Raw genomic sequence first — 22876 nt, forward strand, 5'->3', positions numbered from 1 at the left:
ATGCAGGACAGCCATTGGCGCTTGCGCGCAATGCGCGCCGCCGACCTCGCCGCCATCCTCGCCGTGCAGGCCGCGTGCTATCCGGCATCGATGCAGGAGCCGGCTTGCGTGGTGCAGGCCCGCATCCGCGATGCCGGCGACAGCTGCGCCGTGGCGGTGGACAGGGAGGGGGTGTGCGCCTACCTGTTCGCCTACCCGAGCCGGTTGGGCAAGGTGACGCCCCTCGACGGCCTGTTCACGGTCGCGCCCGATGCCGACGCGCTTTACCTGCACGACCTGGCGGTGGCGCCGCGGGCGCTCGGGCGCGGGCTGGCGCGCGCCTTGGTCGGCTACTTGCTGGAAGCGGCGCACAGGCGCGGCTTGCCGGCGTCGGCGCTGGTGTCGGTGCAGGGCAGCGAGGGATTCTGGTCGGCGCTGGGCTACCGCGCCAGCGCGCCGGCCTGCCCGCAGGCGCGCGCGGCCCTGGCCAGTTATCCGGGCGGCGCGCAGTACATGACGCGCGTGCTTACTGGACCCGGCGCACCTTTGCCGAACTGTTAGAGCCTTCCACCTTCAGGAACAGCGTGCCGAACATATTGCGCTCGATCGTCACCTTCTGGTCGCGCGCCGGCGTCAGCACCGCTTCGCTGCCGTCGATGATGCGCCATACCTGGCCGTTGGCCAGGCGGATCTGCGAGCCCGGGCCCCAGCCTGCGAAGTTGCCGACCACGGTGCTGCTGACCGACTTCGGGCTTTCTTCGCGCATCTTCGCCACTTCCATGCCAAAGTTTTCTTCCTTGCTGCGGGCAGGCAGCGCGGCGGCGACGGGCGCCGCAGGCGCCCTGGTCCCGACCTTGATCGCGTCGTAGCAGGCCAGTCGGGCGGCCGTATCGGTCATCGTGCGGCAAGCGAGGATGGCCTGGTCGTCGGCCATGGCGGCGCCCGAGAGCAGGAGCAGGGAGAGGGGCAGTGCTTTCATCGTGGTCCTGGAGTTAAGTACACAAGCGCCCGATTATAGGGCCAGTTCCGTAAAAAAGGCGGAGGGGAAGCCGCGCGGGAGACCAGATGCGGGGCGTGACGCTGGTGTCCGCCCACGCTGCATCAACAAGGGTGGCCGGCTTCGCCGGCCGCGCGTTCAATCCAGGTTTGCGGCCCACGACGGGTAGTTGAACGCACGGTCGGCACAGCCGACCACCCTACGCGGAGTATTGGCGGATGAAGGCTGCGCAGTCTTCCGCCGCCAGCGGCTCCGAATAGTAATACCCCTGGATCTGGTCGCACTCCGCCTTGCGCAGGGCCGCGACCTGTTCCGCCGTGTCGACCCCTTCCGCGATCACGGTCAGCTGCAGCTGGTGCGCCATCGCGACGATGGCCTGCACGATGGCCACCGACTCGGCGCTGTTCGCCATGTCCTTCACGAAGGACTTGTCGATCTTGAGCTTGTCGAGCGGCAGGCGGCGCAGGTAGCTGAAGCTCGAGTAGCCGGTGCCGAAATCGTCGATGCTGAGCAGGACGCCCAGCGCGCGCAGTCCCTGCATCACCACCACGCTGCGCTCCGGGTCGGCCATCGACACGCTTTCGGTCAGTTCCAGTTCCAGCATGCCGGGCGCTAGCCCCGACTGTTCCAGCTGCTGGCGCACGCTGTCGATCACATCGCTTTGCAGGAACTGGGGCGCCGACAAATTTACCGCGACCGGCGCCAGCGGCAGGCCTTCGGCGCGCCAGGCCACCAGCTGGGCGACGGCGCTGCGCATCATCCACTCGCCGATCGGCAGGGCCATTCCGCTTTCCTCGGCGATGGGAATGAATTCGTCGGGCCGGATCACGCCGAACTCCGGGTGGCGCCAGCGCACCAGCGCCTCGAAGCCGGCGAGCAGGCTGCTGCGCAGGTCGACCTTGGGCTGGTATTGCACGAACAGTTCGCCCTGGGCGATGGCGCGCCGCAGGTGGCTCTCGAGCGTGAGCCGGCGGCCCTGTTCGGTGCGCAGGCCGGGCATGAAGCGCTGGATGTTGCCGCGGCCCTGGGCCTTGGCATGCATCATGGCGGTAACGGCGTTGTTGAGGAGGGCGTCGGCGTCGTCGCCGTCTTGCGGCAGCAGCGCGGTGCCGATGCTGCAGGTGAGGGCGATCTCGCCGCTGGCCGTGGGCACGGCGCGGTTGGCCGCCGCCATGATGCGCTCGAGCGCGCGTTCCGGCTCCGGGTGCTCGCCGCGCGCGTGCAGCAGCACCAGGAATTCGTCGCTGCCGGCGCGCGCCAGCATGTCGCCCTCGCGCAGCAGCGCCTGCAGGCTGGTGGCGATTCCCACCAGGATGTCGTCGCCGGCCCGGTGGCCCAGCAGCTCGTTGAAGCGCTTGAAGCGGTCGACGTTGATGCAGGCCACCAGCGCCGGCGTGCCGTCGGCGCGCCAGTTGGCGATGCTTTGCCCGATCGCGCGCAGCATCGCCTGGCGGTTCGGCAGGCCGGTGAGCAGGTCGTGCGCCACCAGCCAGGCCAGCTCGCCCGAGGCGCTGTTAGGTTCGGCCGCGGCGCCGCCCGAGGTGCAGGCGTCCTGCAGGCGCTCGCTCAGGGTCTGGGCGGCCATCGCCAGCTGGCGGTGGTAGACCAGCTGCTCCACCATGCGCGCCAGGTCGCGCAGCGCATCGAGTTCGCCCTCGTCGAGCCGGCGCGGCTGGCGGTCCATGACGCACAGGGTGCCGATCTTCTTGCGGTCCACCGAATACAGCTGCACGCCGGCATAGAAGCGCACCCCGGTCGGGCCGGTGACCAGCGGGTTGTCGGCGAAGCGCGCGTCGAGGGCGGCGTCGGGCACCACCATCGGCTGGTCGCTATTGATGGCATGGCCGCAAAAGGAGATGTCGCGCGGCGTCTCGCGGGCATCCATCCCGGTGCGCGACTTGAACCACTGGCGGTCCTTGTCCACCAGCGACACCAGCGCGATCGGCACGGCGAGCAGGCGCGCCGCGATGCGGGTGATGCGGTCGAAGGTTTCTTCCGGCGCGCTGCCCAGCAGCCGGGTGGCGTGCAGGGCGGCCAGGCGCTGGGCCTCGTCGAGCGGGATGCGGGGTCGTTCCATCGTGCTTGCCTTGCGGTTCGGGTGGGGCGGGTGCGATGGGGAGATTAGACCATAGCGCGCCGGAGACGGGAGCACGCACGGGCCCGCCCATCCGGCCAGCTAGGCCATGCAGGCCGGCCTGCCGCATAATTGGCGCAATGACAAAATACAAGGGACGGCCATGGACAAGCTCAAGGCCATGCAGGTATTCGTACGCATCGTCGAGGCGAACAGCTTCACGAAGGCGGCCGAAACCCTGAACTTGCCGCGCGCCTCGCTCACGGCCGCCATGCAGAACCTGGAAACCTTCCTCGGCGCCCGGCTGCTGCAGCGGACCACGCGCCGGCTCTCGCTCACGCCCGAGGGCGAGCGCTTCTACCAGCAGTGCGCCGACATCCTGGCCGCGGTCGACGCGGCCGAAGCGCCTTTCCTGGGCGGACAGGGCGGCGGGCCGCAGGGCCTGTTGCGGGTGGAGCTGCCCGGGACGCTGGGCCGGGCCCGGATCGTGCCCCGCATCGGGAGCTTTCGCGCGGCCTATCCCGGCGTCGCGCTGGCGATCAGCCTGGGCGAGCGGCTGGTCGACCTGACCCGGGAGGGGCTCGATTGCGCAGTGCGGGTCGGCGCGCTGCAGGATTCGTCGCCGGTGGCGCGCCCGCTGGGCAGCATGCGCTTCCTGGTGACGGCCGCGCCGTCCTACCTGGCCGCGCGCGGCGTGCCGGCGTCGCTGGACGACCTGGCCGGGCATGAGGGCGTGGTGCATTTTTCGGGGCGCACCGGGCGCGCCTTCGACTGGGAGTTCACTAGCGGCGCGGGAGTGCGCAAGCTGGCGCTGGGCAGTGCGATCGCCGTCAACGACGCGGAAGCGAATCTCAGTTGCGCGCTGCAGGGCCTCGGCCTGGCCCAGGTCGGGCGTTACCAGGCGCGGCCGCACCTGGCCAGCGGCGCGCTGGTGGAGGTGCTGCCGGGCGTGGCGCCCACCAGCATGCCGATCTCGCTGCTGTATCCGCAGGGGCGCATGGCGAGTGCGCGCCTGCAAGCCTTTGCCGGATGGCTGGGTGCGCTGTTCGCGGCCGATCCCGACCTGTACCTGGACCGCTGAGGTGGACAATCGAAAAAATCGATGATTGATCTGCAAATTATCCGTTTTTCAAGCCGTAGCGAGGCGAGCATAATGACTCCATCGTATCGAACGATAGCAACGACGGGGCAGGCAGCGGGCAGGCCGCCAGTGATCGAAGCCTTCGATGGTCCATAACGAAAAGGAGAATACCATGTTAAACGTACGTAAAAGCAATGAACGCGGCGCCGCCAGCTTTGGCTGGCTCAATTCCCAGCACAGCTTCTCGTTTGGCCACTACTACGACCTGAAGCACATGGGCTTCGGACCACTGCGCGTGATCAACGAAGACCATGTGGCGCCCGGCCGCGGCTTCGATTCGCACGGCCACCGCGACATGGAAATCATCTCCTATGTGCTGGAAGGCGAGCTGGCGCACCAGGACAGCATGGGCAACGGTTCGGTGCTGCGCTACGGTGACGTGCAGCGCATGAGTGCGGGCAGCGGCGTGGTGCACAGCGAGTACAACCACTCGAAGCAAGAGGAGGTGCACTTCCTGCAGATCTGGATCGAGCCGAACACGAAAAGCGAAGCGCCGGGCTACGAGGAAAAGCATTTCGACGCCGCCTCGAAACAGGGCCGCCTGCGCCTGATCGCCTCGAACGACGGCCGCGAAGGCTCGGTCTCGATGCGCCAGGATGCCGCGATCTACGCCACCATCATGGGCAATGGCGATGCACTGAGCCACCAGTTGGCGGCGGGCCGCCAGGCCTACGTCCACGTGATCCGCGGCAGCGTCACCGTGAACGGCGTGCAGCTGTCGGGCGGCGACGCGCTGAAGCTGACGGACGAAGAGGCGGTGCAGCTGGCGCAGGCCGACGCGGCCGAGATCCTGGTCTTCGACCTGCCACAATAAAAGCATGAGCGACAGGCGCGGCGCCGTCCGCGCCATGCGAATTCAAGGAGGAATGCGATGGAAGTGACTGCACACAAAGGGAGCGGCAAGCTGCAGCAGGTGATCGGCATCGGCCGCCACCAGCTGCTCAGCGACGCACCGGACGCCCTGGGCGGCGAGGACAGCGGCCCCGAACCGCACGACCTGTTGGCCGCGGCGCTGGCCGCCTGCACCGCGCTGACGGTGACGATGTATGCGAAGCGCAAGGGCATGCTGCTCGACGATGTGCGGGTGCGCATCAGCCACGGGCAGAAGGATGGCGGCTATGCCTTCCAGCGCCACATCGAGTACGTCGGCGAGCTCGGCCCGGAAGACCGCCAGCGCTTGACCGATGTCGCGAATAAATGCCCGGTACACAAGACCTTATCGGGCACTATCCGTATCGACACGCAGGCCATGTGAATGTGCCGCGCACGATACGTGCGCGCTGGCGCGGCCGTGGCGATCGGCCTACCATCGGCGTTGTCCGGAAGGGCAATGTGAAGGTAAATGCGTGCGCAAAGGGGGCTGGGGTGGCTGCATCGTCGCGTCCGATCATGCTCAAGCGGGAGCGCTGCCCCGGCTGCCACGGCCAGGCCAGCACCACGCTGTACCGCGAGCCCCTCGACAGTCCCGCCATCACCCGCTACCTGCTTGCCCACTACCAGCAGCGGGTGGCGCGCGACTTCTCCGGCTATGACTACGAGCTGGCCCGCTGCCGGCATTGCGGCCTGGCCTACCAGGCCCAGGTTCCGGCGCCGGCACTGCTGGAAGAAATCTACGACCAGTGGCTGCCCGCCACCGAGCGCGCGCTCGTGGCCGCGCGCTGGGGCCTGGACGACTACCGCTACCTGGCCGCCCAGGTGGAATTCATGCTGGAGCATTTCCGCCTGCGGCCGGGCGCTGTCAAGGCGCTCGACTTCGGCTTCGGCTGGGCCGAGTGGGCCAAGATGGCGGGCGCCTATGGCTGCGACGTCTGCGGCGCCGAATTGTCGGAGGTCAGGATCGATTACGCGAGGTCGGTTGGCATCCCGGTGCTGGATGCCTCGGCGCTGCCGCAGGGCGAATATCACTTCATCAATACCGAACAGGTATTCGAGCACCTGCTCGAACCCGGCGACATGCTCAGGCGCCTGGGTAGGTCGCTGCGCCCGGGCGGGGTGGTGAAGGTCAGCGTCCCCGACGCCGCACATTCACTGCGCAAGCTGCTCGGCGCCAGGAGCTTCGCCGCCCTTGGCGAGGCCGACATCATGCCGATCGCCCCGTTCGAGCATGTCAACGCTTTCACCCATGCGTCCCTGGCCGCGCTGGGGCGCGGGGCGGGGCTGGCGCTGCTGCGGCCGTCGCTGCGCAAGCTGTATAACAGCAGCTCGGGCTGGATGAACCCGAAATCCGCGCTGAAAACGCTGGCGCGGCCGGTCTACCGCCACATCTACCCCAGGAGCACCTTCATCTATTTTGCCCGGCCGGCCTGAACAATGGCCGCTTCATGGCAGTGGCGGCCGATCATGCGTTCAAACGGCGACTGCGCGCGTATCCGTTGCAGCCACCATGTCAGCGCGGCCCCATCCTCGCCGCTGCGCCAGGCCAGGTAGAAGGTTTCGTCCGGCTTGGGCTCGACCACTTCCTTCTCGACCAGCAGGCCGGCGTCGATCGCCGGGCGGGCCCAGGCTTCGGGCAGGAAGCCGAAGCCGATGCCCTTGAGCTGGAATTCGTACTTGGTCTCCATGTCGGGCACGGCCAGCGTGTCCTGGCCAAACAGCAGGCCGACCGTGCGGGCGCCGAGCTGGCGCGCCGAATCCGAGACCGAAATCGCGCGGTAGGGCAGCAGGTCGGACTTGTCGAGCGGGTGGGCCAGGCCCGCCAGCGGATGGCCAGGCGCCACCGCGAACACGAAGCTGCTGCTGCCGATCGCCTCGGCCGTGTACCCGCCGCCGGACGGCCCTTCGCCGGCCGCCCCCACCAGCAGGTCGACGCGGCGGTCGAGCAGCGCATCCCAGGTCCCGGACAGCACCTCGCGCACCAGGCGCAGCCGGGTTTGGTCGGCCACGCCGTAGAAGGCTTCGATCTCCGGCTGCAGCGCGGCGGGCGAGAGCATCGAATCCATCCCGATCGCCAGCCCCGTCTCCCATCCCGAGGCCACCCGCCGCACCCGTGACTCCAGGTCGCCCGCCGCGCGCAGCAGGTAGCGGCCCTCCTTGAGCAGCTCCTTGCCCGCCGGCGTCAACGCCACCCGGGGCCCGAAGCGGTCGAACAGGCGCACGCCCAGGTCATCCTCGAGCTTCGAGACCGTGTACGAAATAGTGGAAGGCACGCGAAACAACTCCTTCGCGGCACCGGCGAACGAGCCCTTGCGGGCAATGGTTTCGACGATCTCGAGTGCGTCGAGGCTAAGCTTGAGCAATTACATTCCCTGTTGTCAGCAATCCCCCATGGTACCCAACTTGTTCCACTTCGGGGTCAGGTCTGACAATTGGACACGAGCTCTGCTATTGCCTCGCAGATCGGCAAGCGACATCGCCTGAATCATTGGGTGCCGGTTATTTGTTGCGCATTGGACGTGGATGGTAGGTACCTACAGTTGAGCTCGTGTCCAAATGTCAGACCTGACCCCGAAGTTACGACGTTGTGAGGATATGGCTTACTGGCCATTGGGAGGGGGCGGGGTGGGGCTTGGCGCGTTAGGATGGTGGGGATGATGAACAAGAACCGGCTCGAAGCCTTCAGCGACGGCGTGATTGCGATCGCCATTACCATCATGGTGCTCGAATTGAAGCCGCCGCATTCCACCATTCCACCAGCCTGGCCGACCTGGCGGCGGTGTTGCCGGGGTGGCTGCGTTACTCGCTCAGTTATGTCTATGTGGGCATTTACTGGGTCAACCACCATGCGCTGCTCGATCGCGTCGAGCGGGTGGACGGCCGGGCGCTGTGGGCCAACCTGCACCTGCTGTTCTGGATTTCCCTCATTCCCTTCGTGACGGCCTGGGCCGGCGAGCATCCGATGGATCCGGGGCCGGTCTCCCTGTACGGGGTGGTGCTGCTGCTGTGCTCGGTTGCGTTCATGCTGCTGGCGGCCAGCCTGCGCGGGGCGGGCGCCAGCCATCCGGACCTGGCCTGGGACAGCCGCAAGAACCGGCTGTCGATCTTCCTGTACGCGCTGGCGGTGGCGGTGTCCGTGTGGATGCCGCCGTTTGGCGCGCTGATCCATGTGGTGCTGGCCTTGTTATGGCTGAGGCCGGCGGCAGCACGGGCCGTGCCGGAAGCGGAGTCAGGCGGGCGCAGGCATTCTTGACAGGATGGTATCGTTGCTCCGACTATCGATCGCGGAGCCTGTCACCATGTTCAAGTTCATTACCGAATTCCTGGAAACCAGCGGCTATGTCGGCGTCTTCGCGCTGATGGCACTGGAGAATATCTTCCCGCCCATTCCATCCGAACTCATCATGCCCTTTGCCGGCTTCGTCGTCGCCCGTGGCGACCTGAACCTGGTCGGCGTGCTGGTCGCCGGCACCGCCGGTTCGATCGCGGGCGCCTTGCCGTGGTATTACGGCGCGCGCATCTATGGCAAGGAGCGGCTGAAGAAATTTGCCGACGGCCATGCGCGCTGGATGACGGTGACGGCCGAGGACATCGACAAGGCCATCGCCGCCTTCGACCGCCACGGCCGTACCGTGGTCCTGTTCGGACGCCTGATCCCGGCCATCCGCACCCTGATCTCGGTGCCGGCCGGGCTGGCCTGCATGTCGCTGGGCCAGTTCCTCCTGTACTCGACGATCGGTTCGCTGGCCTGGACCGGCCTGCTCACGGCGGGTGGCTTCCTGCTCGAGAACAATTACGAGCAGATCGGCAAATACATCGATCCGGTGTCGAAAGGGATCTTCGGGATCCTGCTGGCCTGGTACATCTACCGGGTGATCACGCATCGCCCGGCCAAGGCCTGAAGCGCCGCACGCGGGGGCCGGGTGTGGCGCGTGCGCCGCAGCGCGCCACCCATGGCGGCGCACATTCGGCTACACTCGGCCTGTTCGCACGCAGGCCTTGCCCATGAAGAAGCGTTTGTTGGAAGATATCGGCGACAGCCAGTCGGCCGTCGCAGCGGCCCCGCCCCGTCGCGCGCGGCCGGCGCCGCCCCCGGCGCCCGAGCCGGATGCCGACCAGACCCAGCGCAATCGCGCCGCGGTGTGGCGCAGCCGTGAGGCGGCGCCGCCGCCACCGGAAGCGCCGCCGCGCGCGCGCCCAACTCCTGCACCGGAACCGCCACGCGCGGCCCCGCACATTCCCCCATGGCCTTCGGCGTCTGCCAGCCCCGCGGCGGATTGGGCCCGACCACTGCCACCGGAGCCACCGCCATGGCCCGAACGCTGGGGCCGCAAGGCGCTGGGCTGGACCGCGGCTGCGGCGGCCGTGCTGGCGCTGGCCGCCGGCGCGGCCTGGACCTACCGCGAGACCAAGGTCGAATCGACGCTGGCGATGGTCGCAGGCCATACGCCGCCGAGCGTCGCCGCGAGGCCGCCCGCTGCACTGCCTGAGCCCTCCCCCGTGCCCGTGGACCTGCCGCCGCTCAAGCTGCTGCCGCCCGAGCCCGAGCCCGAGCCCGAGCCGGCGCCTACCGAACCCGTCGTCATCGCCGAGCCTCCCGCGCCGCCCGTGAAGAAGTCGGCCGCGAAGCGCCCGCCCGAACGCCGCAGCGCCGCCGCAGCGCCGGCGAAGCGCAGCACTGCCGCGCAGGAAAAGACGAAGAAACCGACACCGCCGCGCGAGCGCATCCTTGCGCGTGCGCCCGCGCCGCCGCCGGCGCGACCCGCGTCCGAACAGCCCGCCGAGAGCCCGCTGGCCGAAACCCTGCGCCTATGCCGCGCGGCCGGCTACCACGCCACCGCCTGCATCAAGCGCGGCTGCGAGGCGACCCGCTTCGGGCTCGCCTGCAAAGGCTGAATCAGGCGCCGGCGGATTCGCGCCAGATGCTGCAGTTGCGGCCCGCCTGCTTGGCGCGGTACAGGTGGGTGTCGGCAGCCTCGAACAGTTCGGCCGATTGTTCGCGGCTGCCCGGCTCCAGGGTGGCGCCGCCCACGCTCACCGTCAGGATCGGCGCGACGTTCGATGCTTCGTGCGGGATCATCAACTGCGCGATGGCCGTGCAGATGCCCGCGACCACCCCTTGCGCCTCGAGCGCCCCGGTTTCCGGCATCAAGAGCACCAGTTCTTCGCCCCCGTAGCGCGCCGCCAGGTCGGCCGGGCGCCGCATGCCGGCCGCGGCCAGGCGCGACACGGCGCGCAGGGCGCGGTCGCCGGCCGGGTGGCCGTAGCGGTCGTTGTACTGCTTGAAGGCGTCGATGTCGAGCAGGGCCAGGGACAGCGGCTGGCTGCCGCGGCGTGCGCGCTGCCATTCGTGTTCGTAGAGTTCGTCGAAGCGGCGCCGGTTGGCCAGCTCGGTGAGGCCGTCGACGTTGGCCAGGCGCTCGAGCATGCGGCGCTGGCGCACCACCTGCAGGTGCAGCGCCACCCGCGCCATCACGACGGTGGCGTTGAAGGGCTTGACGATGTAGTCGGAGGCGCCCATCTTGAGGCCATTGGCTTCGTCCTCGGGCCGGTCCAGGCCCGAGATGAAGATCACGGCGATGTGCGCGGTCTGCGGATCGGCGCGCAGGCGCCGCAGCACCTCGTAGCCATCCATGTCGGGCATCATCACGTCGAGCAGGATCAGGTCCGGCAGGTGGCGCGCGGCGCGCTCCAGGGTCTGGGCGCCGTTCTTGGCCAGCAGCACCGTGTACTCGGGCTTGAGCAGCTCGCCCAGCACCTCGCGGTTGATGGCGTCGTCGTCCGCCACCAGGACTTTCTGGGTGTCCGCTACATTCATGCGCTTGCTTCCAGGCTAGTGTCGAGCTGCCCGGCCAGCGTGGCCAGGGGCGCCAGCGCGGCAGCATACTCGATATCGGCCACGGCGCGCCGCACGGCGGCCAGGGCCGGCGCGCCTGCTTCGGCCAGCAGGCTGCCGGCCACCAGCAGGTCGAGCTGGGCCAGTGCGTCCTCGGCGCGCGCGTCGTCGGCGCGCAGATAGTGCTCCAGGCGCTCGATCACTTCGCCCAGCGCGGCCGCCAGCGCGGCCGGTTCGGCCGGGTTGGGCAACACGGCGGCGGCGATGCGGGCCAGGCCGGCCAGCACGGTTTCCACCGACGCCACCAGCGCCGGCACCTGCACGCCCACCCGCTCCGGCTGGCCGGCGCGCAGGTCCTGCTCGAGGCGGCTGGCGCCCGCGGCGAGGTCGAACGCGCCCACATAGGCCGCACTCGACTTGAGGTTGTGCGCCAGCGACTGCAGGCGCGTGTGGTCGCCGTCGCCCAGCGCCTCGCGCAGGATGCGCGGCGCCGAGGCGTATTCGCGCACGAAGCTGCCGGCCCGCTTTTGCAGGCGGCTGCGCTGGCCGTCGACGCTCTCCAGCGCCAGGCGCCAGTCGATGCCGGGAATCGCCGGCAGCGGCGGCAGCTCCGCGCCCGCGTCATCCTCAGCACGTGGAGGGCGCGGCTGGCTGGCCGGCGGCGGCAGGCTGCGGCCCTGCAGGCGCGCCGGGTCGATCCATTTGAGCAGGGTGCAGAACAGCAGGTCGGGGTCGATCGGCTTGGTCACGTGGTCGTTCATGCCCGCTTGCAGGCTCTTGAGGCGGTCGCTCGGCAGCGCGTGCGCCGTCATCGCCACGATCGGCAGCTCGCGCAGGCGCGGCTTGGCGCCGGCCGCGCCGCGGATCTCGCGCGTGGCCGCGAGGCCGTCGAGCTCGGGCATCTGGATGTCCATCAGCACCAGGTCGTAGTCGCCGCCGAGCGCCATGCGCACCGCCTCGCGCCCGTTGAAGGCCACGTCCACCTGCATGCGCGCGCTGGCCATGAAGTCGAGCGCCACCTCGCGGTTGTTGGCGTTGTCCTCGGCCAGCAGGATGCGCGCGCCGTCCAGGCGCGGCAGGTCGGCCGGCAGCGCCAGGCCGGCGTCCTGCGTGCGCCCGGCGCCGGCCTGCGGATGCAGGGCCTGCATCAGGCTCTGATACAGCACCGACGGGCCGACCGGCTTGTGCAGGAAGGCGTCGACCGGCAGTTCGCCCTGTTCGGCCATGACTGCTTCGCGTGTGAAGGCCGAGATCATCAGGATCGCCGGCGGGATCGCGGCGGCGTCGAAGTCGACCAGGTCCTGGCGGATGCGGCGGATGGTCTGGACCCCGTCCAGCCCCGGCATCAGGTAGTCCATCAGCACCAGCTGGTAGGGCTGGCCGGCCTGGCCGGCGCGCGCCAGCACGGCGAGGCACTCCTCGCCGGAGGACGCGGTATCGGCGCGCACGCCGAGGCTGCCGAGCATCTCGGCCAGGGCCAGGCGCGCACTGGCGCTGTCGTCCACCACCAGCGCGCGCATGTCCAGCAGCGACGCGGGCTGCGGCGTGGCGCCGGCTGCGCCCTCGGCCACGCCGAGCGGCACGGTGAAGGTGAAGCAGCTGCCAAGCTGCGGCGTGCTGGTCACCGTGATTTCGCCGCCCATCAGTTCCACCAGGCGCTGCGAGATCGACAGGCCCAGGCCCGTGCCGCCGTACTTGCGGGTGGTCGAGCTGTCGGCCTGGCTGAAGGACTGGAACAGGCGCTTGATCTCGCCGGGCGTCATGCCGATGCCGGTGTCGCTCACGGAAAACGCGAGCCGTACCTGGTCCTCGGCCTGGCCGGCGGCGGCCGGGCGCAGTTCCACCGCCACCACGATCTCGCCGCGCTCGGTGAACTTGACGGCATTGCCGGCGAGGTTGACCAGCACCTGGCCCAGGCGCAGCGGGTCGCCGACCAGGCGCTGCGGCACGCCGGGGCCGACCCGGAACACCAGTTCGAGCCCCTTGGCGGCGGTGCGCACGTCGGTCAGGCTGGCCAGGTGGTTCAGGGTGTCGTCCAGATCGAAGGGCACCGCTTCGAGATGGAGCTTGCCCGCTTCGATGCGCGAGAAGTCGAGGATGTCGTTGATGATCCCCATCAGGTGCTCGCTCGCGCCCAAAATCTTGCCCAGGTAGTTGCGCACCGCCGGCGCCGGCTCGCGCATCAGCGACAGCCGGCTCATGCCGATGATGGCGTTCATCGGGGTGCGGATCTCATGGCTCATGTTGGCCAGGAACTCGGACTTCATGCGGGTGCTGGCTTCGGCGCGCAGCATCGCCGACTGCATGTCCTTGGTGCGCAGGCCGAGGATGCGCATGAAGATCAGCATGTCGAAAGTGGAGCCGAACACCAGCGCGTGCATGGTCCAGAAATTGGCCGGCAGCTTGCCGTTGATGAGCTGCGCGGTGACCAGCGACGAGGCGAAGGCGACCGCCCAGCCGATCAGGAAGTAGCTGCCCACCGGGTCGCCGGCGCGGGTGCGGCGCCAGGCGCCCGGCAGCCCGAGCAGCATCGGCATGATGCCCAGCGTACCGACGATCAGCACCAGCTGCTTGTGGTCCAGCACCCCGGCGCCGAAACCGACGGCGGTGACCAGGCACAGGACGGCGAAGGTCTTCATCAGGAGGCTGAAGATGCGGTCCTTGCCGGGCCGCGCCAGCGACTGCTCGACGAACAGGTAGGCGCCGCAGGACGCCATGATCGAGGCCAGGCCGGTGCCGTGCTCCAGCAGCCAGGCGTTGCCGGGCCACAGGTACTGGCCGGCGATGCCGAACCAGCCGGCGGAATAGATGGTGACGCCGCCGGCCAGCAGCGCGTACTTGCCGAACAGCGGTTCGCGCAGCGTATACCACTGGCCGATCGCGTACAGGAACAGGGTGATGCGCAGCCCGAGCAGCAGCCCCTGCAGGATCTGCTCGCTCAGTGCGGCCGGCAGCACGGCGTTCGGCTGCATGAAGCTGATCGGCAGGATCTTCGGGCCGACCGACTTCACCCGCAGCAGCACCGTATAGCTGGCGCCCGGCGCCAGGCGCAGCACGGCGCCCGGGACCCGCCCGCGCAGGGTGTCGCCGGCCGGCTGCTGCATGCGCCCGAGGCTGGCGACCAGGCGCAGGCCGTCCGGCGCCTGCAGGTGGACGTCGACCTCGTCGAGCAGCGCGTAGTCGACCTGCATCACCCAGCCATTGGTGGCGTCCGCCGCCACCGCGACCGGGATCTTCACCCAGGTGGTCCCGGGCTGCATGCCCAGCGTGGCATAGGCTGTGCGCGGTTGTTCGAATTCGCCGCTGCGCGCCAGCGCCGCCCGTGCGTCCAGCGTGCTGCCCGGGTCGCGCAGGATGGTGACCGCGGGCCAGGCCTCGACTACCTGGGCGTCGCGCGCCAGCTGCAGGGCGCTCGCGTGGGCCGGGCTGGCGCCCAGGCCGAGCAGGGCCAGGACCAGCAGCGCGGCCAGGCCGAGGCGGGAAAACAGCAGGTTGGCGTCGCGCTTCATTCAGCCTCCGGGGAAACAGTCAATGCGGCACGGGAGCCGCGCTCCCGGGTCGTCGTCAAAAGCGCAGGTCCAGCCGCAGGTCGGCCGTGCGCGGGGCGGTCGGCGTGGTCATGCCGAAGCTGTCGATGATGGCCGGCCGCACCTTGCCCTCGATATTGCGCACCCGCGCCAGCAGGCTCCAGCGCGCGGCTTGCGGCTGCCAGCCCAGGGTCGCGTCGGTGCTGGTGTGCGAGGGCACGCGGTAGGTCAGCAGCTGGCTCGGCACCGCGATCACGTACTCGCCGCTGGCGCGCGCGAATACGCCGCCGGTGAGCTGGCCGCCGGCCACGGCCACGCGCTGGCTGTAGCCGAGCGTGAGGACATGGCTGGGCGCGCGATCGAGCTTGCGTCCGGCCCACGACACCGCGGGCGTGGCCATATAGCGCACATAATGGGCGTCGAGCAGGGTCAGGCCATAGGCCAGGCGCCCGCCGCTGCCCACGCGCAGTTCGCCATCGAGCTCCACCCCGCGGCTGCGCGCGGCGCCCGCATTGCGCGTCAGCAGGCGCGGGGCGCCGGCCACGATCGCATTGCCGGTCAGTTGCAGGTTGGTGTAGTCGTAGTTGAACACGGCGGCGTTCACGGCCAGGCGCCCGCCCAGCAGGCGCGACTTCAGGCCGGCTTCCCAGGCGCGCAGCTGTTCCGGCTGGTAGTACAGGAATTCGGGCGTGACGGCGGCCGCGGCCGGGCAGGCGATGCCCAGGGCCGTGGTGCCGGCCACGCAGCCGTCGTTGAAGGCGCCGGCCTTGTAGCCGGTGGCCAGGCTGAGGTAGGCCAGCGTCGCCGGCGCCAGGTCGAACTCGGCGCCCAGGCGCCAGGTGGTGCGCGCGGTCGACAGCTCGGCCGCATTGAGCAGGCGGCGGTCGGTGGCCGGGTTGAACACGGGGCCCTGCTGGAAATCGGTGGAGCCGAGGCGCCCCTTGCGGTCGAGCGTGCGGCGCGCGCCGGCCGTCAGGCGCAGGCCATCGCGCACGCGCCAGGTCAGCTGGCCGAACATGGCGCGGCTGCGCGCCTCGGTCACCAGCGGGAACGCATAATACGGCGGCAAGCCGACCGAGCGCAGGCCCTGGAAGGCGTAGGAGGTGTCGGATTCCTCGGTAAAGTAGTACAGGCCGCCCTGGGCGGCGAGCGCTCCGGCGCCATTGGTGGCAATGCGCAGCTCGTGCGAGTCCTGGCGGTTGGCGCCGTCGTAGGTGTTGATCACGCCGAGCGCCAGCGCCGGGGTGAGGCGGTAGTAATAATTGTTCACCAGCTGCTGGTCGAGCTCGCGGTGCGAGGCCAGGTAGTAGACGGTGGCCGGGCCCAGGTTCCAGCTCAGGTCCGCCGCCAGGCCGCGCGCGCGGCGCTCCTGCATGCCCTGTACCGGCGCGATGTTCGGCGGGCGGAAGCCATTGGTCAGGCGCGCGTCGGTGTCGGCGCTGCCGCTGCCGCGCCACACCGGGGCGCCGGCGGCGATGCCGGTATAAAAATTGGTGTCGGGGACGATGCGGTCGTTGTTGTTCGCCACTTCGCTGTGGTCGTAGCGCACCAGCAGCGTCGCCTCGCCCATGGCCAGCTTCGCGCCCAGGCGCGCATCGCGGTCGTCGCGGTCCATGCCCGCGCGGTACGGCGTGCCCTGGCCATTGTTCAGGAACGGGTCCTGGCGGCGCACGCTCACGGCCGCGCGCAGTGCCAGCGCGTCGTTCACCGGCACGTTGAGCATGCCATCGAGCTTGCGGTTATCGTAGCTGCCGAATTCCACCCCGGCCGCGCCTTCCAGGCGATTGGTCGGGGCGTTCGAGATCACGTGCACCAGGCCGGCGGTGGTGTTGCGGCCGTACAGCGTGCCCTGCGGGCCGCGCAGCACCTCGATGCGGTCGACGTCGAGGAAGTTCGCGCCCTGGCCGGCCGGGCGCGCGATGTAGACGCCGTCCACCATGAAGGCGGCCGACGGGTCGCCCTTGTCGGTGGTGTCGTTGTTGCTGATGCCGCGGATGGTCACGCGCAGGCCCGAAAAAGCCTGGTCGATGTGCACGTTCGGCAGGATCGGGCCGATCGCGGCCGGGTTGTCGGCGCCGAGTTCGCGCAGCTGCTCGCCCGTGAGCACGCTCATGGCGACCGGGGTGCGCGAAGCGAGCGCGCTGGTGCGCTGGGCGGTGACGACGATTTCGGGTACCTGGTTGTCGCTTGTATCCGGTGACTGGGAGGAAGACGCCTGCTGCGCCTGCGCGAGGCTGCAGACCAAGCCCGAAACCGCGACGGCCAGCAGCTTCTGTGCCGGTCGGACCTGCTGTGCATTCATGTGAAACAACCCCTTCGTTTTTCTTGTGACCCCGCTCCCCCGCGCGCCGGCATCGCCCTTGTTTTTCTATCTTGGCACTGTTGATGCGTGGGAAGATGCAAGTCCGGCCAGTCTAGCAGGTAGTGATGACGGGCAATAGTCCTACAAAACATAAATGGACCGAAATTGGCACTGGCACAACGCCTGCGGTGGGCAATGTGGACAAGTCGGCAAACTTCCGGTGGCCGCACGCGTGCGCCGCACGGCTGTCGTTTCGCTTATGTTCCAGCAACAAGAGGAGACCGCATGATCTATTCCCTACGCGCTAGCCTGGCCACGCTGCTGCTGGCGTGGTCGGCCGGCGCCGCCGCCCAGGGCGCCACCTACAGCAATCCGCTGCCGCTGCGCCTGGCCGACGGCAGCCTGGCCGAAAGCTGCGCCGATCCTTCGCTGCTGCGCGACCGCACGAGCTCGCCCACTGTCTGGTACCTGTACTGCACCATGGACCCGGTGAGCCGCAAGGAGCGCGATGGCGCCGGCTGGAAGTTCCGCATGATGCCGGTCTACCGTTCGGTGGACCTGGTCAACTGGTACTTCGTGCGCGACGCCTTCGAGCAGCGGCCGGCCGGCATCGCGGGCCCCAAGGCCGGGCTGTGGGCGCCCGAGCCGGTGTACCAGAACGGCAGCTACTACCTGTACTTCACCGTCACCGACGTGGCTGACCGGCACAGCCCGGAGAAGGGCTGCGAGAACGACAGCGCGATCGCAGTCGCCACCAGCGCCGCGCCGGCCGGGCCGTGGAAGGTGTCGGAGCGCCTGGTGGTGGCGCCGCGCCGCGCTGGCGCCGGCTGCAACTTCCACTGGAGCTTCGATCCCGACGTGGTCGAAGACAGCCAGGGCGAGCGCTTCCTGTACTACGGCAGCTATGGCGGCGGCCTGTACGTGCAGCGCCTGGCCAAGGATGGCCTCCGGGTCGAGGGCGACCCGGTGCGCATCGGCGCGGCCAACCGCTACGAGGGTGCGGAGGTTGTCCGGCACGGGAAACACTGGTACCTGTTCGCCTCGAGCACCGACTGCTGCCGCGGGCCGCTGACCGGCTACGCGCTCTACGTGGGGCGCGCCGCCACGCCGGAAGGCCCCTTCCTCGACCGCCACGGCAACGACATGGCGGCCGCGCGCGTGGGAGGCTCGCCGGTGCTGGCGCAGAACGGCAACCGCTGGGTCGGCGCCGGCCACAACACCGTATTCCAGGACGCGGCCGGCCAGTGGTGGACTTTTTATCACGCGGTGGACCGCAACCAGGGCTACTTCAGCGTCGAGGACAAGCTGACCCGGCGCCCGCTGCTGCTGGACCGCATCGACTGGGTCGACGGCTGGCCCGTAATCGCGCGCGGCGGCGGCCCGACCGACACGCCGCAGCCGGCGCCGGCCCTGCGCAAGGGGCCAGGCGTGGACCGGATCCTGGTGGGCCATTCGCAGATCAAGGCGGCGCCGCTGTGGAGCGAGCGCTTCGCCGGGGCGGCGCTCGATGCGCGCTGGCAGTGGGTGCGCCCTGGCGCGGCCGGCAGCTGGGCGACCGGCCAGCCGGGCCTGCGCATGGCCACCCAACAGGCCGACCTGCACGTTGACACCAACAACGCCGCGGTCCTTGCCACGCCGCTGCCGGACGGCGACCTGATGATCGAGGCGCGCATCCGCCTGGACGCGCCGCTCGACTGCTGCGCGCTGCCGGTGCAGGCCGGTCTGGTGGTGATGCGCGACGACGACAACTACGTGAAACTGGTGGAGCTGGCCCACGACGGCCTGCGCCAGGTGGAATTCGGCAAGGAGCTCGCGCCCGTGGAGCGCGGCTATCCACGCTATGGCAACACGGTGGTCGGCACCCCGGGCGAATGGACCGGCCTGCGCGTCGAGATCCGGCGCGGCAAGGACGAGGAGCGCTACACCGCCTGGTCGAACCAGGACGGCAAGGGCTGGGTGCAGGGCGGCACCTGGACCCACCGGCTGGGCGGCAAGGCCCGGCTAGGCCTGGTGGCGATGGGCGGGGGCGGCCACGCCGTCACCTTCGACCAGGTCAGCGTCACGCGGCTGCGCTGAGCCGCCTGCCTCGTCGCGATGGGTGCGCACCGACCAGGTGACGCCCGCCACCAGCAGTCCGATCGCGGCCAGCTCCAGCGGGCGCGGCCCGGTTCCGCGGTACACGAAGCCGTAGGCCAGCGCGAACAGGGTTTCGAACAGGATCAGCTGCCCGGCCAGCGTCACCGGCACGCGTCGGCTGGCCACGTTCCACAGGCCATTGCCGATCATCGAGGCGCCCAGTGCGAGCAGCACGCAGCAGGTCCAGAACAGCGGCCAGTCGCGCGCCGGCGCTGCCGGCGCCGGTTCGGCGAACAGCCAGGCGCACAGGCCGAGCACCAGTGCGATCACGCCGGTGGACAGGCCGAACAGGGCCGACCATTGGCTGCTCGAGAACTGCGGATGGCGCTTGAGGTAGCGGGCGTTGTCGAGCGCGTACCAGCTCCAGCACAGCAGGGCGCCCATGGCGCACAGCACGCCCAGCGCGATGTCGCCCGTCGATGTCCCCGGCGGCGCATGCGCGAAGCTGTCGACGTTGATGCAGGCGATGCCGGCGCCGACCAGCAGCAGCGGCAGCGCCAGGCGCCGCAGCGGCACGGCGCCGTGGTCGTTGCGGCCCAGCAGGGTCACCACCACCGGCAGCATCCCGATGATGAGGGAGGTCGGCGCCACGCCGGCGTACTTCACGCCCATCGCCAGCAGCATGTAATAGACGATGTTCCCGGCCAGCGCATGGCGCACCAGGGCCGCATAGTCGGACGGGGTCAGGCTGCGCAGCAGGGATTTCAGGCGCGGCAGCAGCAGGCCGAAGGCCATCGCGCCATAGGCCACGTAGCGGCCCACGGCCAGTTCCAGCGGCGAAAACGCCGCCAGGATCTCGGGCACGATGAACACCAGGCCCCACATCGCGCCGGCCAGCAGGCCGCACAGCACACCAATCCACATACCCTGCAGCGCCAGACAAAAGAAGGATTCTAACGCGCCGGCACGAACGCGATCTGAACACCCCCGATTAATAATTATTTGCTAGTATCAATCATATAAAGTTCCGCAAGTACACAGAACAAACAGGAGACCGGCTTGACCCCAATCGCCATGCGCCTTAGCGGCACAGTGTTGGCAGCGCTGCTGTGCGCGCCCGCGGTGGCCCGCGCGCAGGTCGAGGTCCGCATGTGGACCCTGCTCAGCGGCGGCGACGGCGCCCGCATGTCCGCGCTGGTCGAACGCTTCAACGCCAGCCAGCGCGAGGTGCGCGTGGTCAGCACCACGCTCAAGTGGGGCGAACCCTTCTACACCAAGCTGATTACCTCCTCGGTGGTGGGCGCCGGGCCGGACCTGGCCACGGTCCACCTGTCGCGCATGACCAACCTCGCTGGTGGCGGCGTGCTGCGGCCGATCCAGCCCGCCGAACTGCGCGACGCAGGCCTTAATCCCGCCGACTTCTACCCGCGCCAGTGGCAGAAGTCCCAGCATGCGGGCCGGACCTATGCGGTCCCGCTCGACCTGCACCCGCTGGTCCTGTACTACAACAAGACGCTGGTCGGGCAGGCCGGCCTGCTGGACGAGACCCGCAGCCTGAAGCCGATCGAAGGCATCGATGCGCTGACCGACGCGTTCCGCGCGGTGCGCCAGACCACCGGCCGGCCCGGCATGACGATGGAGAGCGCCCAGAGTTCCTACGCGATCTGGCGCCTGTGGATCTCGATGCTGGCCCAGCGCAATGCGCCGCTGATCCAGGACGGCCGCTTCGCCTATGGCCAGGCCGGCGTGGATTCGCTGGCGCGCATCAGCCAGTGGTTCGTCAAGGGCTATGCCCAGCCGGGCCTGGACTATCCGGCTTCGACCAGCCAGTTCATGGGCGGGAACGCCGGCTTCATGATCAACGGCGTGTGGGAGGTGCCCGAAATGGTGCGCGCCACCCGCCAGGGCACGCTCGGCTTCGAGTACGGCATCGTGCCGCTGCCGCGCATGTATGGCAACGACAGCGTCTGGGCCGACTCGCACGCCTTCGCCATTCCCGCCAACGAAGCTCGCCCGATGTCGCCGCACAAGGCGCGCGCGGTGATGCGCTTCGTGAGCTTTGTCAGCAAGCATTCCTTCGGCTGGGCCGAGGGCGGCCACGTACTGGCCTACCGGCCCGTGGCCGAATCGCCCGCGGTGCAGGCCCTGATGCCGAACCGCCTGTATGCGCAGGTGCCGCGCAACGTCATCTACGACCCCGACGCCTGGTACATGGGCGCGGCCGGCCCGCTGGAGGCGATGGCCTCGAAGTTCCTGCCGGCGGCGCTGTCGTCGCAGCTGACACCGGCGCAGGCGCTGCGCATGTTCGAAACCGAGGCGGCGCGCATGGTGAAGAAGCGCGCGCCGCGTTACTGAGGGATTGCATGGCCTTGACCCATTCCAGGCGCGGCGACGCGCTGCCCGCCGCCATGCTGCTGGCGCCGTTCGCGCTGGCCTTCCTGCTGTTCTTCTTCCTGCCGGCGCTCGATACCTTCTACATGAGCCTGACGGAGAGCAGCCTCACGCGCACCAATGCATTCATCGGCATCGATAATTATGTGACCCTGGTGCAGGACCCCTCGTTCTGGGCCGCAGTCGGCAATACCTTTTATTTTGCCCTGCTCACCGTGGTCCCGCTCACCGTGCTGGGCCTGGTGATGGCGCTGCTGGTGCACCGCTTCACGCGCGCCAGCGGTTGGCTGCAGGGCGCCTTCTTCCTGCCCTTCGTGCTGCCGATCTCGGTGATGACCCTGATCGCCGACTGGATGCTGCAGCCATCCTCCGGCGTGGTCAACTACGTACTGGGCATGCAGCGCGCCTGGTTCGCCGACCTGACCTGGGCCATGCCGATGGTGGCGATCGGCACCATCTGGTGGACGGTGGGCTTCAATATGCTGATGTTCCTGGCCGGGCTGCGCAACATCCCGCTCGAGCAGTACGAGGCGGCGGCGCTGGACGGGGCGCGCGGCTTCACCCTGTTCCGCGCCATCACCTGGCCGGCCCTGCGCCCGGTCGTGGGCATGGCGCTGGTGCTGCAGCTGATCGCGTCGATGAAGATCTTCGGCCAGACCTACATCATGACCACCGGCGGGCCGTTCAATACCACGCGCGTGACCCTGCACTACATGTACGAGACCGCCTTTACCCAGAGCGACGCCGGCTATGCGGCCGCGATCGCGGTGGCGTTTGTCGCGATCGTGATCGCGCTGTCGCTGCTGCATGCGGGCCTGGTGCGCTGGCTGGCAAGGAGGGACGCATGAAGCACCGTTCGAACCTTGGATGGACCCTGGTTGGCGCGCTCGCCGCGCTGCTGCTGGCCGCGATGTGGGTGGCACCGCTGCTGTGGGCCATGAGCACGGCGCTGCGGCCCGAGCATGAAACCGTGTCCGCCGTGTTCCACTGGCTGCCGCAGGACTGGACCCTGGCTGCATTTGCCAAGGTGCTCGCCGCCGGCAATGTCGGGCGCTGGCTGTTCAACAGCGCGCTGGTAGCGCTCCTGGTGACGGTGGTGACGATGGCGCTCTCGCTGATGGCGGCCTACGCGTTCTCGCAGTTGCGCTTCCGTGGCCGCGGCCTGGTGTTTGCCATCACGATGCTGGCCTTCCTGGTGCCCTTCGAAGCGCTGCTGGTGCCGCTGTTCCGGATGATGAACGGGCTCGGCCTGATCAACAGCTACGCCGGCGTCGTGCTGCCGCAGGTGGTCGCGCCCGTCGTCATCTACGTGTTCAAGCAGTTCTTCGACGCGATTCCGGCCGACTTCCGGGAGGCGGCCACGATGGACGGCGCCGGGCAGCTGCGCATCCTGTGGAGCGTCTACCTGCCGGTGTCGGGCAACATCGTGTGGGCGATGGCGATCGTGACCTTCATCGGGGCATGGAACAACTTCCTGTGGCCGTTCATCATCGTCACCTCGAACGACATGATGACCATCCCGCTGGGCCTGACCCAGACCTACGACGCCTTCGGGGTGCGCTATGCCCAGCTGATGGCCGCGGCGCTGGTCGGCGCGCTGCCGGTGGCGCTGGCCTATGTCCTGTTCCAGCGCCGCGTCACCCACGGCTTCCTGGCCGCCACCGGCCTCAAAGGCTAACC

Annotated in this window: 18 protein-coding genes and 1 pseudogene; 12 read left to right on the forward strand and 7 right to left on the reverse strand. The window is 69.1% G+C overall.

Going from position 1 to position 22876, the window contains the following annotated elements; all coding sequences use genetic code 11:
* Entirely contained in the window at positions 1–540 is a 540-nt protein-coding gene (locus BM031_RS21255) for a GNAT family N-acetyltransferase (protein WP_218147630.1), read from the forward strand.
* On the opposite strand, the gene BM031_RS21260 is transcribed toward BM031_RS21255, so the two are convergent.
* Together BM031_RS21260 and BM031_RS21265 are read right to left on the reverse strand one after the other, a co-directional pair.
* Positions 506–958 carry a hypothetical protein gene (locus tag BM031_RS21260; protein ID WP_091876555.1) on the reverse strand — a complete coding sequence of 151 codons (453 nt, stop codon included), beginning with the start codon at positions 956–958 and terminating at the stop codon, positions 506–508. The two genes, BM031_RS21255 and BM031_RS21260, sit on opposite strands and share 35 nt — an antisense overlap.
* Before the next feature lie 217 nt (positions 959–1175).
* Complete coding sequence (locus BM031_RS21265; RefSeq protein ID WP_091876556.1) at positions 1176–3053, reverse strand: putative bifunctional diguanylate cyclase/phosphodiesterase; 1878 nt, start codon at positions 3051–3053, stop codon at positions 1176–1178.
* Between the two features lie 160 nt (positions 3054–3213).
* Between BM031_RS21265 and BM031_RS21270 the strand changes: the two genes are divergently transcribed.
* The 4 genes from BM031_RS21270 to BM031_RS21285 all read left to right on the forward strand — a co-directional run bounded on the left by BM031_RS21270 (position 3214) and on the right by BM031_RS21285 (position 6498).
* Positions 3214–4131 carry a LysR family transcriptional regulator gene (locus BM031_RS21270; protein WP_091876557.1) on the forward strand — a complete coding sequence of 306 codons (918 nt, stop codon included), beginning with the start codon at positions 3214–3216 and terminating at the stop codon, positions 4129–4131.
* Positions 4132–4303: 172 nt separating this feature from the next.
* The gene (locus BM031_RS21275) at positions 4304–5005 is read left to right on the forward strand and encodes a pirin family protein (RefSeq protein WP_091876589.1); all 702 of its coding nucleotides are present in this window, start codon (positions 4304–4306) and stop codon (positions 5003–5005) included.
* A 57-nt stretch (positions 5006–5062) separates the two neighbouring features.
* Positions 5063–5446: an OsmC family protein gene (locus BM031_RS21280; RefSeq protein WP_091876558.1), complete on the forward strand. Its 384-nt coding sequence runs from the start codon at positions 5063–5065 to the stop codon at positions 5444–5446.
* A gap of 134 nt (positions 5447–5580) precedes the next feature.
* The gene (locus BM031_RS21285) at positions 5581–6498 is read left to right on the forward strand and encodes a class I SAM-dependent methyltransferase (protein WP_091876590.1); all 918 of its coding nucleotides are present in this window, start codon (positions 5581–5583) and stop codon (positions 6496–6498) included.
* Here the strand turns inward: BM031_RS21285 and BM031_RS21290 are convergent.
* Positions 6477–7427 carry a LysR substrate-binding domain-containing protein gene (locus BM031_RS21290; protein ID WP_091876559.1) on the reverse strand — a complete coding sequence of 317 codons (951 nt, stop codon included), beginning with the start codon at positions 7425–7427 and terminating at the stop codon, positions 6477–6479. The two genes, BM031_RS21285 and BM031_RS21290, sit on opposite strands and share 22 nt — an antisense overlap.
* Positions 7428–7781: 354 nt before the next feature.
* Here BM031_RS21290 and BM031_RS21295 point away from each other — a divergent pair.
* The 3 genes and pseudogenes from BM031_RS21295 to BM031_RS25280 all read left to right on the forward strand — a co-directional run bounded on the left by BM031_RS21295 (position 7782) and on the right by BM031_RS25280 (position 9960).
* A pseudogene (locus tag BM031_RS21295) lies at positions 7782–8317 on the forward strand (TMEM175 family protein).
* A gap of 46 nt (positions 8318–8363) precedes the next feature.
* Positions 8364–8966, forward strand: coding sequence for a DedA family protein (locus tag BM031_RS21300; RefSeq protein ID WP_091876560.1), 603 nt, complete (start codon positions 8364–8366; stop codon positions 8964–8966).
* A gap of 103 nt (positions 8967–9069) precedes the next feature.
* Positions 9070–9960, forward strand: coding sequence for a hypothetical protein (locus tag BM031_RS25280; protein WP_143084668.1), 891 nt, complete (start codon positions 9070–9072; stop codon positions 9958–9960).
* A 1-nt stretch (position 9961) separates the two neighbouring features.
* Here the strand turns inward: BM031_RS25280 and BM031_RS21310 are convergent, their stop codons facing one another.
* From BM031_RS21310 to BM031_RS21320, 3 genes are read right to left on the reverse strand one after another with little or no spacing between them, the layout of a single operon-like run.
* Complete coding sequence (locus BM031_RS21310; RefSeq protein ID WP_091876562.1) at positions 9962–10882, reverse strand: diguanylate cyclase domain-containing protein; 921 nt, start codon at positions 10880–10882, stop codon at positions 9962–9964.
* Positions 10879–14409 (reverse strand): hybrid sensor histidine kinase/response regulator, encoded by a 3531-nt coding sequence (locus tag BM031_RS21315; RefSeq protein WP_091876563.1) that lies wholly within the window; start codon positions 14407–14409, stop codon positions 10879–10881. Before BM031_RS21315 ends, BM031_RS21310 begins: the two co-directional genes overlap by 4 nt.
* A 55-nt stretch (positions 14410–14464) precedes the next feature.
* The gene (locus BM031_RS21320) at positions 14465–16729 is read right to left on the reverse strand and encodes a TonB-dependent receptor (protein ID WP_091876564.1); all 2265 of its coding nucleotides are present in this window, start codon (positions 16727–16729) and stop codon (positions 14465–14467) included.
* 285 nt (positions 16730–17014) lie between these two features.
* On the opposite strand from BM031_RS21320, the gene BM031_RS21325 reads away from it, so the two are divergent.
* Entirely contained in the window at positions 17015–18805 is a 1791-nt protein-coding gene (locus BM031_RS21325; protein ID WP_177207852.1) for a glycoside hydrolase family 43 protein, read from the forward strand.
* On the opposite strand, the gene BM031_RS21330 is transcribed toward BM031_RS21325, so the two are convergent.
* A complete protein-coding gene (locus BM031_RS21330) occupies positions 18731–19729 on the reverse strand; it encodes a DMT family transporter (protein ID WP_091876566.1) in 999 nt (332 codons plus the stop codon). The genes BM031_RS21325 and BM031_RS21330 overlap by 75 nt on opposite strands.
* A gap of 135 nt (positions 19730–19864) precedes the next feature.
* On the opposite strand from BM031_RS21330, the gene BM031_RS21335 reads away from it, so the two are divergent.
* From BM031_RS21335 to BM031_RS21345, 3 genes are read left to right on the forward strand one after another with little or no spacing between them, the layout of a single operon-like run.
* Positions 19865–21160, forward strand: coding sequence for an extracellular solute-binding protein (locus BM031_RS21335; protein WP_229409111.1), 1296 nt, complete (start codon positions 19865–19867; stop codon positions 21158–21160).
* 8 nt (positions 21161–21168) lie between these two features.
* Positions 21169–22044: a carbohydrate ABC transporter permease gene (locus BM031_RS21340; RefSeq protein ID WP_091876568.1), complete on the forward strand. Its 876-nt coding sequence runs from the start codon at positions 21169–21171 to the stop codon at positions 22042–22044.
* Positions 22041–22874 (forward strand): carbohydrate ABC transporter permease, encoded by an 834-nt coding sequence (locus BM031_RS21345; protein ID WP_091876569.1) that lies wholly within the window; start codon positions 22041–22043, stop codon positions 22872–22874. The genes BM031_RS21340 and BM031_RS21345 overlap by 4 nt, the downstream gene beginning before the upstream one ends.
* Positions 22875–22876: the final 2 nt, after the last annotated feature.

Origin of the sequence: Massilia yuzhufengensis, assembly GCF_900112225.1 — a bacterium.
In the GTDB taxonomy this organism is placed as follows: Bacteria; Pseudomonadota; Gammaproteobacteria; order Burkholderiales; family Burkholderiaceae_D; genus Telluria; species Telluria yuzhufengensis.

Coding starts and splice junctions, on each gene's coding strand:
- BM031_RS21345 (WP_091876569.1), top strand. CDS start 22,041: ATGAAGCACCGTTCGAACCTTGGATGGACCCTGGTTGGCGCGCTCGCC.
- BM031_RS21300 (WP_091876560.1), top strand. CDS start 8,364: ATGTTCAAGTTCATTACCGAATTCCTGGAAACCAGCGGCTATGTCGGC.
- BM031_RS21330 (WP_091876566.1), bottom strand. CDS start 19,729: ATGTGGATTGGTGTGCTGTGCGGCCTGCTGGCCGGCGCGATGTGGGGC.
- BM031_RS21255 (WP_218147630.1), top strand. CDS start 1: ATGCAGGACAGCCATTGGCGCTTGCGCGCAATGCGCGCCGCCGACCTC.
- BM031_RS21315 (WP_091876563.1), bottom strand. CDS start 14,409: ATGAAGCGCGACGCCAACCTGCTGTTTTCCCGCCTCGGCCTGGCCGCG.
- BM031_RS21310 (WP_091876562.1), bottom strand. CDS start 10,882: ATGAATGTAGCGGACACCCAGAAAGTCCTGGTGGCGGACGACGACGCC.
- BM031_RS21275 (WP_091876589.1), top strand. CDS start 4,304: ATGTTAAACGTACGTAAAAGCAATGAACGCGGCGCCGCCAGCTTTGGC.
- BM031_RS21285 (WP_091876590.1), top strand. CDS start 5,581: ATGCTCAAGCGGGAGCGCTGCCCCGGCTGCCACGGCCAGGCCAGCACC.
- BM031_RS21340 (WP_091876568.1), top strand. CDS start 21,169: ATGGCCTTGACCCATTCCAGGCGCGGCGACGCGCTGCCCGCCGCCATG.
- BM031_RS21260 (WP_091876555.1), bottom strand. CDS start 958: ATGAAAGCACTGCCCCTCTCCCTGCTCCTGCTCTCGGGCGCCGCCATG.
- BM031_RS25280 (WP_143084668.1), top strand. CDS start 9,070: ATGAAGAAGCGTTTGTTGGAAGATATCGGCGACAGCCAGTCGGCCGTC.
- BM031_RS21325 (WP_177207852.1), top strand. CDS start 17,015: ATGATCTATTCCCTACGCGCTAGCCTGGCCACGCTGCTGCTGGCGTGG.
- BM031_RS21280 (WP_091876558.1), top strand. CDS start 5,063: ATGGAAGTGACTGCACACAAAGGGAGCGGCAAGCTGCAGCAGGTGATC.
- BM031_RS21265 (WP_091876556.1), bottom strand. CDS start 3,053: ATGGAACGACCCCGCATCCCGCTCGACGAGGCCCAGCGCCTGGCCGCC.
- BM031_RS21320 (WP_091876564.1), bottom strand. CDS start 16,729: ATGAATGCACAGCAGGTCCGACCGGCACAGAAGCTGCTGGCCGTCGCG.
- BM031_RS21270 (WP_091876557.1), top strand. CDS start 3,214: ATGGACAAGCTCAAGGCCATGCAGGTATTCGTACGCATCGTCGAGGCG.